This is a genomic window from Dickeya ananatis (assembly GCF_019464615.1).
In the GTDB taxonomy this organism is placed as follows: Bacteria; Pseudomonadota; Gammaproteobacteria; order Enterobacterales; family Enterobacteriaceae; genus Dickeya; species Dickeya oryzae.
Window position 1 is genome coordinate 3,746,303 of the sequence record NZ_CP040816.1, and the last position, 14,816, is coordinate 3,761,118.

At 52.9% G+C, this 14,816-nt stretch carries 8 protein-coding genes, 1 tRNA gene and 1 pseudogene; 4 read left to right on the forward strand and 6 right to left on the reverse strand.

Annotated elements, in window-relative coordinates:
* Nucleotide 1: 1 nt before the first annotated feature.
* The 6 genes and pseudogenes from FGI04_RS16645 to lptF all read right to left on the reverse strand — a co-directional run bounded on the left by FGI04_RS16645 (nucleotide 2) and on the right by lptF (nucleotide 7,664).
* On the reverse strand, nucleotides 2-1,768 hold the full coding sequence (locus tag FGI04_RS16645; protein WP_407337015.1) for a restriction endonuclease subunit S: 1,767 nt from the start codon (nucleotides 1,766-1,768) through the stop codon (nucleotides 2-4).
* Nucleotides 1,765-4,545, reverse strand: a complete 2,781-nt coding sequence (locus FGI04_RS16650; protein WP_407337016.1) for a type I restriction endonuclease subunit R — start codon at nucleotides 4,543-4,545, stop codon at nucleotides 1,765-1,767. The genes FGI04_RS16645 and FGI04_RS16650 overlap by 4 nt, the downstream gene beginning before the upstream one ends.
* A 136-nt stretch (nucleotides 4,546-4,681) precedes the next feature.
* Nucleotides 4,682-4,948: pseudogene (locus tag FGI04_RS16655) on the reverse strand (integrase); the annotation flags it as partial.
* Between the two features lie 217 nt (nucleotides 4,949-5,165).
* Nucleotides 5,166-5,250 (reverse strand) — tRNA-Leu (locus FGI04_RS16660).
* 223 nt (nucleotides 5,251-5,473) lie between these two features.
* Nucleotides 5,474-6,544: an LPS export ABC transporter permease LptG gene (gene lptG / locus FGI04_RS16665; RefSeq protein ID WP_038903144.1), complete on the reverse strand. Its 1,071-nt coding sequence runs from the start codon at nucleotides 6,542-6,544 to the stop codon at nucleotides 5,474-5,476.
* Nucleotide 6,545: 1 nt separating this feature from the next.
* Nucleotides 6,546-7,664, reverse strand: coding sequence for an LPS export ABC transporter permease LptF (gene lptF, locus FGI04_RS16670; RefSeq protein WP_407274858.1), 1,119 nt, complete (start codon nucleotides 7,662-7,664; stop codon nucleotides 6,546-6,548).
* Nucleotides 7,665-7,946: 282 nt separating this feature from the next.
* Here lptF and pepA point away from each other — a divergent pair, with 282 nt between their 5' ends.
* From pepA to arcA, 4 genes are all read left to right on the forward strand, one after another.
* Entirely contained in the window at nucleotides 7,947-9,455 is a 1,509-nt protein-coding gene (gene pepA / locus FGI04_RS16675) for a leucyl aminopeptidase (RefSeq protein ID WP_012883139.1), read from the forward strand.
* Between the two features lie 114 nt (nucleotides 9,456-9,569).
* Nucleotides 9,570-10,019: a DNA polymerase III subunit chi gene (locus FGI04_RS16680; protein WP_012883138.1), complete on the forward strand. Its 450-nt coding sequence runs from the start codon at nucleotides 9,570-9,572 to the stop codon at nucleotides 10,017-10,019.
* A gap of 13 nt (nucleotides 10,020-10,032) precedes the next feature.
* A complete protein-coding gene (locus FGI04_RS16685) occupies nucleotides 10,033-12,888 on the forward strand; it encodes a valine--tRNA ligase (RefSeq protein WP_407337017.1) in 2,856 nt (951 codons plus the stop codon).
* Between the two features lie 705 nt (nucleotides 12,889-13,593).
* On the forward strand, nucleotides 13,594-14,814 hold the full coding sequence (gene arcA / locus FGI04_RS16690) for an arginine deiminase (RefSeq protein WP_342698920.1): 1,221 nt from the start codon (nucleotides 13,594-13,596) through the stop codon (nucleotides 14,812-14,814).
* Nucleotides 14,815-14,816: the final 2 nt, after the last annotated feature.

Sequence of the window (14,816 nt, forward strand, 5' to 3'; positions counted from 1 at the left end):
TTTAACCCACCCATTTTAAGCGATCAGTAACTTTTCGACCGTTCTCATCCGTGACTACGTCGACTAACAGCTGTTTATTTTTATCCAGCTCGCGTAATTCGGCATACAGTGCTTCAATTTTTTCGGTCTGCGCACCATCGGCAATCCCACAGCGGCGAAAAGCCTCTTGTGCTGGCAGCCAGTCTCCTGCCTCGGTGAGTACATCGGCTAATTTGCGAGCCACTGTGCTGCTCTCCTTTTTCTTGGTCTTGCGAGGTTTAGGCTGTTTCGCCTGTTCCATCCGCTGGGCGCGAATGCGTTCCAGCAACACGCTGGCGGGTTCATCATTGAGATCTTGCGGTACTAATTGTCCAGAGAATGCGGCACGTAGAATATTTTGGCGTTGAGCTACAGACTGGTTTAGGGCGAGGGCTATCGCCAAATGTTGTTCTTCAACACCAGCCAGCTGTGATTTAAGTGTTTTGACAATAACTGCTTGTTCGCTTGATGCTGGTAAAGCAAGAGGTAGTTTCGAGAACTTTCCTGCACTCAAGTGATTAATCCCGACACCGCCTGATAGCTTGCTAAAAACCCCAAGTTTTTGCATCGCCAAGAAAGAATAGAAAGCGAACTCAGAGCTGACGCATTGGGGCTTGAAACGCAAAACAGTGTTTTGGAAGCAATACAGCCCATCGATGTTTGGCCAAATTGCTGGACGCCCAACGTGTTCAGCACTACCAGATGCCTCTGTTAAAAGAACATCACCAGCTTGCAGTTGAAAAACATTTCTTTCCTGCTCGGAAAAATCCATTTCCAACACATCGTCAAGGTCGATCCCTGCCTCAGTTATGTTGGCCGCTCGAATGTATGGCGTTGGAGATATTCCTTTCATTTTCTCAGGAGAGCGTTGACGCCCCAATTGTACATCGCCCAGTAGTTGCACACTTGCCCACACCCACCCTTCCGGCAGTTGCGGTAAATCGGTGGTATCGGGTTGTACTGGCTCCGGGTATTTCTTCTGCCACCCCTTGGGTGGCGTCTTGCCCTGTTCGGCAAATTTGGCCAACTGCTTGGCTTCCCATCGTGCACGGCGCTCCAGCAGAATGCGCTCCAGCAGTTGAGCGCCGCTTTCGGTCGCTGGGTTGTTCTCTCGCCACTGCGCAGTTAGCGCCCCTTCAACGGCGGCTTTGAGCAGTGACTGGCGATACTGGGTTAGTTTTTTCTGGGCAGTCATAAGCTCGGCCACGCCTGCATCGAGATCCGTCAGTAGCTCTTCAAGTTTGGTGACGATGCGGTTTTGTTCAGCAAATGGGGGCAGTGGGAAACGCTGAGAAGCTAAGTCACGGGTCTTGAGATTGTTAATATTTGAACCAGCTGAAAGTTCCGAGACTGACTTGCGATATGATGGTGTCTGGAAGTAGTAGCCAAAATAATCCGCTGATAGGAAAATTGAAGGTCGGATCCCGGTACAAAAAGCACCAAAGGATCCAACAAAATTTCCATCGGAGAATGCGCCAGCCTTGCCAACGATCTCTTTACTACCGCTGGACGAAGCGATTACTATGTCACCAGGCTGTAAAATCTGCTCATTGGATATATTTTCAGCAGGGACATAAACCAGCTCGTCTAAATGAAGTGCTGATCCAGTGATGTTCGTAGCTCGAATAACAGGTAAAAAACCATCCTGAGCTATGTTTGTTGAGTGCTCTTTCTTGTATGTGACGCCTCGAATGATATTGGCAATTTCACTTAGCTCAATCTCAATCCATGCCTTTGGCAATGTACTCACGCCACCAATTCCTTATTCATTTCATTTATCAAGGTATCCAACTCCTTACCAAATAGTTGCCATGCCTTCTGTAACCCTCCCTTATCAGCCAGTTCGGCGTAGTCGAAGTCATCGCGTTGAATGCTGCAACTGCTGGCGATATGCTCTTTAATCAGGCGTAACCACTCAGTCTGTTCCGGGGTAAAGGCACTGGCACGCTGGGCATTGTGGCGGAAAATCCAGCCCTGAAAGCGCTTGTCCACCTCATCGGCAAAGGGTTTAAGTTCACTCTCCAGCCCCAGCGCAAAGCGGACCAGCGAGACCAGATCGGTAAGCTGACGTTTACGCTCCACCCCCTTGACCTGGTTGGCCTGGACTCGCGCATAGGCTCCCCACAGTCGTTCTGTGGTCAGCATTAATGGCGGCTTGGCCAGATGTTCGTGCAACTCCTCGATCATATCAAAGGTCAGCGCCCGCCGCTGGTAGGGTTGCTGGTAGAAGAAGCTAAGTGCGGCTATTTCGTCCTTATGCTGGGCGATGTAGTCGATAAAACCGGCGATATTGGCCTTAGCTTCGGTCTCTGCCTGTTCGGAGAAACCGGCGAAGGTCACTTGATCCAGGTTGAGATGGTCGATCAGTTGCTCCCGTTCACGGCGGGCATTCTCGATGGCATCGCGCAGTTCGGGTTTATCAAAGGGGGCGCAGGCCTGTGCCACTCGTACCGCCCGAGCAATGGCGATCTCCTCGGGTAGCAGGGTCTCCTCGCTGCGGGTGATTCCTTGCGCATGGGCAGTTTCCAGGGCGGCGGCAACGATGGCATCAGGATCGAGTGCAGCGAGCAATCCTTTGCCGAGAGCGCTAACGCTCTGGCCACCAGCGATTTTTTCAATTCGCGCCTGAACCTTGTTATCCAACTGTTTGGCTAGACGAATCAGTCGATTGGCAAGCGACAGTACAGTATCATCATCCCGACAGCCCATTGCCACGCCTTGCAGCAGATTTTTTAACGAGACAGTAGGTCGCCTCTCCAGCGGGCGACTCTCGGTTTTGAGGGATTTTTCGACACCCACGGCATCGATCAGCACAAAGCGGGTCTTTGCACCGTCGGCACTGTTGCTCACGCGCTTTAGCCCATTGCCATCAAGCGAACGTACCCCACGGCCTTTCATCTGTTCGTAGTAACCCTTGCTGCGCACATCCCGCATAAACAGCAGCACTTCCAGTGGTTTGACATCGGTGCCGGTGGCAATCATATCCACGGTGACGGCGATTCGTGGGTTGTAGTCATTGCGAAAACTGCTGAGGATACTGTCGGCATCCTCTTCGGCCCGGTAAGTCACCTTCTTGCAGAAGGCATTTCCCTGACCATAGACCTCACGCACCATATTGATGATGTCGTCGGCGTGGCTGTCGGTTTTGGCAAAAATTAGCGTCTTAGGGGGTTCTTTACGGGCAGGAAATATCTGGTTTTCCACCGCGTTTTTCATCGCCAGGATCACTTTCCTGATTTGGCTGACGTTGACCACGGAGCGATCCAGCTCTTTGCCGGAGTAAATTGTATCCTCCTCGGTTTCACTCCATCGCTTCTTGCGTGTTTGCCGGTCGCGGTGGTCCACCCACACCTTGGCTTTTAACTCCGCCCCTTTCTTGGTGATTTCTGTTTCGATTTCGTAGACGTCATACCCGACGTTGACGCCATCGGCCACCGATTGCTCGTAGGTGTATTCGGCTACGATATTCTCGTTAAAAAAGCCGAAGGTTCGTTTATCAGGGGTAGCGGTCAGACCAACCAGGCTGGCATCGAAGTAATCGAGCACCTGCTTCCACAGGTTGTAGATGCTGCGGTGGCATTCATCGATGATGATAAAGTCGAAGGTCTCTACCGGCACGGCAGGGTTGTAGCGCACCAGCTTCTCTTGCTTGGTGGTTTGTTGGACCTCATTGAGCGATATATCTTCGGCGGATTCGTCAATCGGTTCGCCACTCAAGATGGAATACATACGCTGTATGGTGCTGATGCAGACCTGGGCATGAGGATCAATATTCGGAGAGGCCAAGCGTTGTACGTTATAGAGCTCGGTAAACTTGCGGCCATCATCTGGTGGTGTGTAGGCCATAAACTCTTGATGGGCCTGTTTGCCGAGGTTGCGGGTATCAACCAGAAACAGAATGCGCTTTGCGCCACCGAATTTCAGCAAACGGTACACCGAGGTAATAGCGGTAAAGGTTTTGCCTGCCCCCGTGGCCATATGCACCAAGGCGCGAGGTTTGTTTTTGGCCAATGAGGCTTCCAACCCGCTGACTGCGCTGATTTGACAGTCGCGCAGATTTCGCTCTGGCAAGGCGGGCATCTGCTCGGCCAACCGGCGTCGTAAGGTGTCTGGCTGACCCAGCCAGGTTGCCAAGGTTTCCGGTTTGAAGAAGTGGAATATCTCGCGCGAGCGTGGAGAGGGGTCGGCATTATCGGTGAAACGGATGATCTGCCCGGTGGCCTGGAACAAAAAGCGTAGCGGTGCTGTGTCTTTTCGCCATTTCAAATTTGCGGTGGCGTAGCGCTCGGTCTGGGTTTCAGTCACCGTGATATTTTCACCAGCACTATCCTTTTTGGCCTCAATCACACCGACCATGGCGCGGTTTACAAACAACACATAATCCGCAGGCCCTGTATCGGTGGGGAACTCACGTACCACGACACCCAGCCCTGCCGCCAAGTTCAGTTGCTTCATATCCTGAATGACCCAACCGGCTTGCTCGAGTTTTGCATCGATGTGCTGGCGTGCCTTAGCTTCTGGCGTCATACGTGCTTCCTCCCTGACCAGCGTGTGTATATAGTCTTATAGGTCACAATAATATTCAAAAAAATAGATCTTTTAATAATTCTACTTTATTAGGTTGTAACGTTTTCCAGCGTTACAACCTGTTATTTATTATGAATTAGCCTGCCAATAACTTCCCAAAATCAAACGCACTCACCGCCTTCTCCCGATTCGCATCGAGGAAATCCGCCCACCATTGCAGCATCAGTTTGCGTTCGTCCAGGTGCTCGGCTTTGTGGATGTAGGCCGCTCGTACCGAGTTACACTCCATATGGCGTTCTACCGCGTCAATCGACCATAAGCCCGACTCGATAAGCGAGCTACAGGCCATCGTCCTGAAGCCATGCCCACAAACCTCTACCTTGATGTCATATCCGAAGGCTTGGCTGTTCTGACTTTGATATCAGTGAGCGCCATACTTATCTCCTCCCCGTTGGTATAAGCATTATCGAACCGAAAATACCATCATCTGTACCAACAACTGTTGGTAGATGCACATGGATGTCGGTTGACCCTGAGAGAATGAATATAGCGGGAAAGGCGGGTAAATACTGGATTTCAGGCATAAAAAAAGACGTCGGTTGACGTCTATTATATACTGTTGGTGCCGAAGGCCGGACTCGAACCGGCACGTATTTCTACGGTTGATTTTGAATCAACTGCGTCTACCGATTTCGCCACTTCGGCACGAAGTAGTACTTTGCGGAAAACGTGGTGGATTATACCGTTGTGCGGGCTCGGTGCAACCCTAATCCGTCGTCTGGCGTTGCAAGCGCTGAAAAAATCGCCGTTAGGGTGTTTTTAGCGCAGTAATGTGTTGCCGTGGCAGCAGTTTTACAGCGTCGGACGTGTGATACAGATAAAAAAACGGGCGCGCTGTTATAGCCCGCCCGTTTCGTGAAAAGTGAGATTAGCGCCGTTTTAGCAGCAGCATAACGCTAATGAACAGGAACAACGCGCTCGGCAACAACGCCCCCAGCACCGGCGGAATGTGGTACACCAGACTGAGCGGGCCGAAGATCTGGTCCAGCACGTAAAACAGAAAGCCGAAGCTGATACCGATGACGATTCGCATACCCGCCGGTACGCTTCGCAGCGGGCCGAAGATGAACGACAGTGCCATCAGCATCATCACCGCCACAGACAGCGGCGCAAAGAGCTTGCTCCACATGTTGAGCTGGTAACGGTTCGCTTCCTGCCCACTCTGGCGCAGGTACTTAATGTAGTCGTACAAGCCACGGATAGAGAGCGCGTCAGGATCGAGCGCTACCACGCCGAGTTTGTCCGGCGTCAGGTTGGTTTTCCATTCGCCGCTCACCGTCTGGCTGCCGCCAATCTGTTTACTGTCGTTCAGGTCGGATTCTTCAACCTGAGACAGTTTCCAACTGCCGTTCTCATATACGGCCGAGGCAGCATAGCGCACTGACAACAGTTTGCTGTGCTTGTCAAAGTGATAGAGGTTGACGCCCTGTAGCTCATTGTCTCCCGCAACGCGCTGGATATAGACAAAGTCGTTACCGTCTTTCGCCCACAAGCCGCTTTGGGTCGACAGCATCGAACCGCCGTACATCATCTGTGAACGGTAGTTACGCGCCATTTGTTCGCCCGCCGGTGCCACCCATTCACCGATAGCCATCGTCAGCAGCACCAGCGGAATGGCGGTTTTCATGACGGAGCCCGCAATTTGCAACCGGGTAAAGCCGGAAGCCTGCATCACCACCAGTTCACTGCGGGTAGCCAGTGCGCCCAGCCCCAGCAGCGCGCCCAGCAGCGCCGCCATCGGGAAGAAGATCTCGATGTCTTTCGGCACGCTCAGCAACGTATAAAGCCCGGCCCCTGCCACGGAGTAGCCGCCCTGCCCAACTTTGCGCAGCTGATCGACAAATTTGATGATGCCGGAGAGGGACACCAGCATGAACAGCGTCATCATGATGGTGTTGAAAATGGTTTTACCGATATAGCGGTCCAGTACGCGAAACATATCAGGCCGCTCCTTCTACGTTCTGGCGATGGCCCGATTTCAGGCTGGCGCGGATTTTACGCACCGGTACGCTATCCCACAGGTTCAGCAGGACGGCCAGCGACAGATAGACCAGATTGGTCAGCCACATCCATACCATCGGGTCGAGCTTGCCCTTGCCCGCGTTAGAACGCAGCGAACTCTGTAACAGGAAAAACACCAGATACAACAGCATTGCCGGCAGCATACTCAGCACACGCCCTTGACGGGGGTTCACCACACTCAGTGGCACCACCATCACCGCCATCATCAGCACGGAGAAAATCAACGTCAGTCGCCAGTGGAATTCAGCGCGGGCGGCAATATCGGATGAACGCCACAGCGTTTTGAAGCTCATCTGCTCAACGTTAGTGGGATCAACCGCCACCTGTTGATAGCCGACAATGGCCTGATAGTTGATAAAATCGGTGATACGGAAATCACGCAGCATCGCCGTGCCTTCATAACGGGTGCCTTTGCTGAGCGTCACCACCTGGGAACCGTCGCCACGCGCCGCTACCGTACCTTTATCCGCCACGACCACCGACGGGCGGGTGTTCTCACGCGGGTGCAGTTGCGCCAGAAAAACCCGTTCAAAATCGCCGCCATTGACCTTGCCGACAAACAGCACCGAGTTGCCGTCTTGCGTCTGCTGGAACTGCCCTTCCGCCAGCGAAGCCATGCCGGGGTTGGCACGCGCTTCCGCCAGCACCTCGTCCTGATGGCGTGACGACCAGGGGCTTAGCCACAGCACGTTGGCGGTAGCCAGCGACGCCGTCAGCAATGCCAGCACCAGTGCTGCTTTCAGCAACACGTTTTTACTGAGCCCGCAGGCATGCATCACGGTGATTTCACTTTCAGCGTAAAGCCGACCGAAGGTCATCAGCAGCCCGAGGAAAAGACTCAGAGGTAAAATCAGTTGCGCCATCTCAGGCACACCGAGCCCCAGCAAGGATAAAACCAGATTGGTCGGGATGTCGCCGTTCACGGCCGCGCCCAGTATCCGCACCAGTTTCTGACAGAAAAAAATCAGTAACAGGATGAACAGAATGGCCACCTGGCTCTTGAAGGTTTCCCGTACCAGATATCGAATGATGATCACGCTTAATTACGCCTGTGAAAACTTGTATTTTTGCAGGAAAGTCGATAGTTTTTTCGCTAACTCGCCATTTACACTCATTTGTGGCAACCTTCGTAGCTAAAGCGTTATTAAAACATCCCTGTTTGTGGGATGTTTATCAGAACCTGCTGAGTATCCTCGCACAGATTCGCTACGTCGTTTAGATTAACACAGGTTATGTTAACGCAACGGCGGGAAAATATTACGGAATGTCACATTCTAGCCGTAGATCCCACCGTTGTCTTTAAAGATTCAGGAGAGTTCATGGAGTTCAGCGTAAAAAGCGGTAGCCCGGAAAAACAACGCAGTGCCTGCATTGTCGTCGGCGTGTTTGAACCGCGTCGGCTGTCCCCTATCGCAGAACAACTCGATAAAATCAGCGATGGTTACATCAGCGCGTTACTTCGCCGTGGCGAGCTGGAAGGTAAGGTGGGGCAATCCCTGTTGTTGCACCATGTCCCCAATATCCTTTCCGAGCGTATTTTGCTGATTGGCTGCGGTAAAGAGCGCGAGCTCGATGAGCGCCAGTACAAGCAGGTTATCCAGAAAACCATCAACGCCCTCAATGAAACCGGCTCGATGGAAGCGGTCTGCTTTTTGACCGAACTGCATGTAAAAGGCCGTAATACCTATTGGAAAGTGCGTCAGGCGGTCGAAACCGCCAAAGAAACGCTATATACCTTTGATCAATTAAAGACCAACAAGGTCGAGCTGCGTCGCCCCTTGCGCAAGATGGTGTTCAATGTGCCAACCCGCCGCGAACTGACCTCCGGCGAGCGTGCCATTCAGCATGGTCTGGCGATTGCGTCGGGCATCAAGGCTGCCAAAGATCTGGGCAACATGCCGCCGAATATCTGCAACGCCGCCTACCTGGCCTCGCAGGCGCGCCAGTTGGCCGACGGTTATAGCCAGATTACCACCCGCGTCATCGGCGAACAGCAGATGAAAGAGCTGGGGATGAACGCCTATCTGGCTGTCGGGCAAGGTTCACAAAATGAATCGCTGATGTCGGTTATCGAATACAAAGGCGCGCCGGACAGCAACAGCAAACCTATCGTGTTGGTCGGCAAGGGCCTGACGTTTGATGCGGGTGGTATCTCCATCAAACCGGCCGACAGCATGGACGAAATGAAGTACGACATGTGCGGCGCCGCTTCGGTGTATGGCGTCATGCGTGTGGCGGCGGAACTGGCATTGCCGCTCAACATCATCGGTGTGCTGGCCGGTTGCGAAAACATGGTGGATGGCCGCTCCTATCGTCCCGGCGACATTCTGACCACCATGTCCGGCCAAACGGTGGAAGTGCTGAATACCGACGCCGAAGGCCGTCTGGTGCTGTGCGATACCCTCACCTACGTTGAGCGCTTCGAGCCGGATGTGGTGATTGACGTCGCCACCCTGACCGGTGCCTGCGTCATCGCGCTGGGGCATCACCTGACCGGATTGATGTCGAACCACAATCCGCTGGCTCACGAACTGCTGGGTGCCTCGGAACAAGCGGGTGACCGCGCCTGGCGTCTGCCGCTGGGCGATGAATATCAGGAACAGTTGGACTCCAACTTCGCTGATATGGCGAACATCGGCGGTCGTCCGGGCGGGGCTATTACCGCGGCGTGTTTCCTATCGCGCTTTACCCGCAAGTACAGTTGGGCGCATCTGGATATCGCTGGCACCGCCTGGCGTTCCGGCAAGGCGAAAGGCGCGACCGGTCGCCCGGTGGCGTTGCTGTCGCAGTTCCTGTTAAACCGCGCCGGGTTGAATGACGCCGAGTAATCATCGGCAATCGCCGCCGCCAGCCGGTGGCGCATTCATCCCCTTCCGGCCTGATCCCCGCGCTTGCGGGGATTTATTATTCTGTCTGTAACCCTCATCGGTATGCGGAGCACCATGAAAAACGCGACCTTCTATCTCATAGAAAGCGACCGCTCCAGCGGTGAGCTGAACGCCTGTGAAGTGCTGGCTTGTGAGCTGGCCGCCGCGCGCTGGCGCGCAGGTCAGCGCGTACTGATCGCCTGTGAAGACGAGCAACAGGCACTCAGGCTGGACGAAGCGTTGTGGCAGCGTGAACCCCACGCGTTCGTGCCGCACAATCTGGCGGGTGAAGGGCCGCGACAAGGCTCACCGGTAGAGCTGGCCTGGCCGCAAAAACGCGGCAACGCACCACGCGACCTGTTGATTAGTCTAATGCCGCAGTTCGCAGATTTTGCCACCGCTTTCCATGAAGTGATAGACTTCGTCCCTTACGACGAATCTCTGAAACAGTTGGCGCGCGACCGCTACAAAGCCTATCGCAGCGTCGGCTTCCAATTGACCACGGCGACGCCGCCAACTCACTGACTTTTTGAGCATAATGGAAAAGACATACAACCCGCACGATATCGAGCAGCCGCTGTACGAGCACTGGGAACAACAGGGTTACTTCAAGCCCAACGGCGACACCAGCAAAGAAAGTTTCAGCATCATGATCCCGCCGCCCAACGTGACCGGCAGCCTGCACATGGGCCATGCTTTCCAGCAAACCATTATGGATACGATGATCCGCTACCAGCGCATGCAGGGTAAAAACACCCTGTGGCAGGCAGGTACCGACCATGCCGGTATCGCCACCCAGATGGTCGTGGAACGTAAAATCGCCGCTGAAGAAGGCAAAACCCGCCATGATTACGGCCGCGATGCCTTCATCGATAAAATCTGGCAGTGGAAGGCGGAATCCGGCGGCACCATTACCCGTCAGATGCGTCGTCTGGGCAACTCGGTAGACTGGGAGCGCGAGCGTTTCACCATGGACGACGGCTTGTCCAACGCGGTGAAAGAAGTGTTTGTGCGCTTGTATCAGGAAGACCTGATCTACCGTGGCAAACGTCTGGTGAACTGGGACCCGAAACTGCGTACCGCCATTTCCGATTTGGAAGTGGAAAACCGCGACATTAAAGGTTCGATGTGGCACCTGCGCTACCCGCTGGCGGACGGCGCGAAAACCGCCGACGGTAAAGATTATCTGGTGGTCGCTACCACCCGTCCGGAAACCGTGCTGGGTGATACCGGTGTGGCGGTCAACCCGGAAGATCCACGCTATAAAGATCTGATCGGCAAGTTTTTGATCCTGCCGCTGGTTGGTCGCCGTATTCCGATCGTCGGTGACGAACACGCCGATATGGAAAAGGGCACCGGCTGCGTGAAGATCACCCCGGCGCACGACTTCAACGACTACGAAGTCGGTAAACGCCATCAGTTGCCGATGATCAATATCTTGACGTTCGACGGCGATATCCGCCAGGAAGCGGAAGTTTTCAACACCAACGGCGAATCCAGCACCGTCTACAGCAATGACATTCCTGACGCGTTCCGCGGGCTGGAACGTTTTGCTGCCCGTAAAGCGGTGGTCACCGCGTTTGACGAGCTGGGCCTGCTGGAAGAAATTAAAGCACACGACCTGACCGTTCCTTATGGCGACCGTGGCGGCGTGGTCATCGAGCCGATGCTGACCGACCAGTGGTACGTCCGTGCCGCTGTGCTGGCCAAACCGGCGGTGGAAGCGGTGGAAGACGGCCGTATCCAGTTCGTGCCGAAGCAATACGAAAACATGTACTTCAGTTGGATGCGCGACATTCAGGACTGGTGTATTTCCCGTCAGCTGTGGTGGGGTCATCGCATCCCTGCATGGTACGACGATAACGGCAAGGTCTACGTCGGCCGTGATGAAGAAGAAGTGCGCCGCGAGAATCATCTGGCGGCAGATGTGGCGTTGCGCCAGGACGACGACGTGCTGGATACCTGGTTCTCCTCCGCCCTGTGGACGTTCTCCACACTCGGCTGGCCGGAGCAAACCCCGGAACTGAAAGCCTTCCACCCCAGCAGCGTGATGGTCAGCGGCTTTGACATCATTTTCTTCTGGATCGCTCGCATGATCATGATGACCATGCACTTCATCAAAGATGAAGACGGCAAGCCACAGGTACCGTTCCATACCGTCTACATGACCGGCCTTATCCGCGATGAGGAAGGCCAGAAGATGTCCAAATCCAAGGGTAACGTGATTGACCCGCTGGATATGGTGGACGGTATTTCGCTGGAAGCATTGCTGGAAAAACGCACCGGCAACATGATGCAGCCACAGCTGGCGGAAAAAATCCGCAAGCGCACCGAAAAACAGTTCCCGAACGGCATTGAACCGCACGGCACCGATGCACTGCGCTTTACGTTGGCGGCGCTGGCTTCCACCGGCCGCGACATTAACTGGGACATGAAACGTCTGGAAGGGTATCGCAACTTCTGTAATAAGCTGTGGAACGCCAGCCGCTTTGTGCTGATGAATACCGAAGAGCAGGATTGCGGTTTTAACGGTGGCGACAAAGTGTTGTCACTGGCAGACCGCTGGATTCTGGCGGAATTCAACCGCACGGTGAAAGCCTATCGCGAAGCGCTGGACAGCTACCGTTTCGACCTGGCAGCCAACGTGCTCTATGAGTTCACCTGGAACCAGTTCTGTGACTGGTATCTGGAACTGACCAAGCCGGTGATGAACGGTGGCAGCGACGCTGAACTGCGCGGCACACGTCATACGCTGGTCACGGTACTGGAAGCGCTGTTGCGTCTGGCTCACCCGATCATCCCGTTCATTACCGAAACCATCTGGCAACGGGTGAAGGTACTGAAGGGCGTAAGCGCCAATACGATTATGCTGCAGCCGTTCCCGGCCTTTGATGCCGCGCTGGAAGACGAGCAGGCATTTAACGATCTGGAGTGGATCAAGCAGGCGATCATCGCGGTGCGTAACATTCGTGCCGAAATGAACATCGCGCCCAGCAAGCCGCTGGCACTGCTGCTGCGCGACGCGTCCGCCGATGCCACCCGCCGTGTGCAGGACAACCTCGGCTTTATTCAGACGCTGGCGCGTCTGGAGAGCATCACGCTGTTACCGGCTGGCGATAAAGGCCCGGTCTCCGTCACCAAACTGGTAGAGGGCGCTGAGCTGCTGATCCCGATGGCGGGTCTTATCGACAAAGTGGCCGAACTGGACAGGCTGGCAAAAGAAGTGGCGAAACTCGAGGTAGAAATCGGCCGCATCGACAGCAAGCTGTCCAACGAAGGCTTTGTCGCGCGCGCACCAGAAGCCGTGGTTGCCAAAGAGCGTGAAAAACGCGACGGTTACGCCGCCGCCAAAGCCAAACTGCTGGAACAACAGGCCACCATCGCTGCACTGTAAATCCCTACGGTTTTATCGGTACGAAACCAAACCACTACCTCCGCTGAGGTGGTGGTTTTTTTTATCCCCGAATCGTCTTATCCTCCGCCATCTACCTTGTCTTTCCGCGATCCAAACAACAGATGAATGCATGATTATTTCTCTGCCATCCGGAGAAACCGCTGTTAAAAAAAATTATTATGCAGTAATACTGAATAAGCGGTTATCCATAATGTGTGTATTGTTATTTTAATTTACTGTTCTGACTAGAGAATTTTAAAAAACATCGGAATCATCACAAAAAAAATTCACGAGTGAAAGCATATACCATTGAATAACAATCTCATAGTCAGGTTGAATAAAAAATAATTAATCACCACATCATGTTAATTATTTTATTTTTAAAAAAATACATATAAATATCAATACAATACGAAAAAAACAAAACCATGATATACATAAATAAAAGCACTATTTATAAATAAAAAAACCTCATCACCGTTATTTATTCAAAGTCATTCACAACTAAATAAATAAAATAATGCGTTTGCTCAAAAAATATTTTGTTTATTCATTGTGAACCACTTCATGTGATCTTCGTCACAATAAACACATCTGCATTACCTAATATGACCGCGTACTCAAATAGGGGGAACATCAATAAATTGGCTGATAATTATTATTCGCCACGAGTGAGAATTATTTTTTATTTCAAAAGGAATCATCATGCAGAAAAACTATGTCGGTTCAGAGATAGGTCAGCTACGTAGCGTTATGCTACATCGACCTAATTTAAGTTTGAAAAGATTAACGCCATCAAATTGTCAGGAATTATTATTTGATGATGTATTATCTGTTGAACGGGCCGGTAAAGAGCACGATATATTTTCTAACTTACTGCGTCAGCAACATGTTGAGGTTTTATTATTAACCGATTTACTTACCGAAACACTGGCGCTACCGACGGCCAAAAGCTGGCTGTTAGACACCCAGATTTCTGATTATCGTTTAGGCCCTTCTCTTGCCGCTGATATTCGAGGCTGGCTTGCCGATCAACCCCATCGCCAGCTAGCAAGAATTATGACTGGCGGACTGACCTACAGCGAAATTCCAGAGACGTTTAGTAATATGGTTGTCGATACCCAGAAGGCAACGGACTTTATTATGAGTCCTCTTCCTAATCATTTATTCACCCGGGATACCTCGTGCTGGATATATAACGGCGTTTCAATCAATCCGATGGCAAAAAGCGCGCGCCAGCGGGAAACCAATAATCTCCGGGCAATATATCGCTGGCATCCGCGTTTTGCGAAGGGTGATTTTATTAAATATTTTGGTGACGACGACTGTAATTACGACCACGCGACCTTAGAAGGTGGGGACGTATTAGTCATTGGCCGTGGCGCAGTTCTGATTGGCATGTCAGAGCGAACCACACCGCAAGGCGTCGAGTTTCTGGCGCGAGCTTTATTTCATCACCAACAGGCAAGCCGCGTCATTGCACTGGAATTGCCTAAGCACCGCGCCTGTATGCATCTTGATACCGTCATGACACATATTGATGTCGATACCTTCTCGGTTTACCCGGAAATCGTCAGCAAAGAAACACAATGCTGGACGCTCACCGATGATGGCCATGGTGGCATAAAGCGCCGGGAAGAACCCCACTTTCTGACTGCGATTGAGCAGGCACTCAATATTGATCATGTCCGGTTGATCACCACAGGCGGCGACCAGTTCGAAGCGGAGCGTGAACAATGGAACGACGCCAACAACGTCCTGACCATACGCCCCGGCGTTGTCATCGGGTACGAGCGCAATATCTGGACCAACGAAAAATACGATAAAGCCGGTATTACGGTTCTCCCTATTCCGGGTGATGAACTTGGACGCGGACGCGGCGGCGCACGCTGCATGAGCTGCCCACTGGAACGTGACGCCATCTGAAT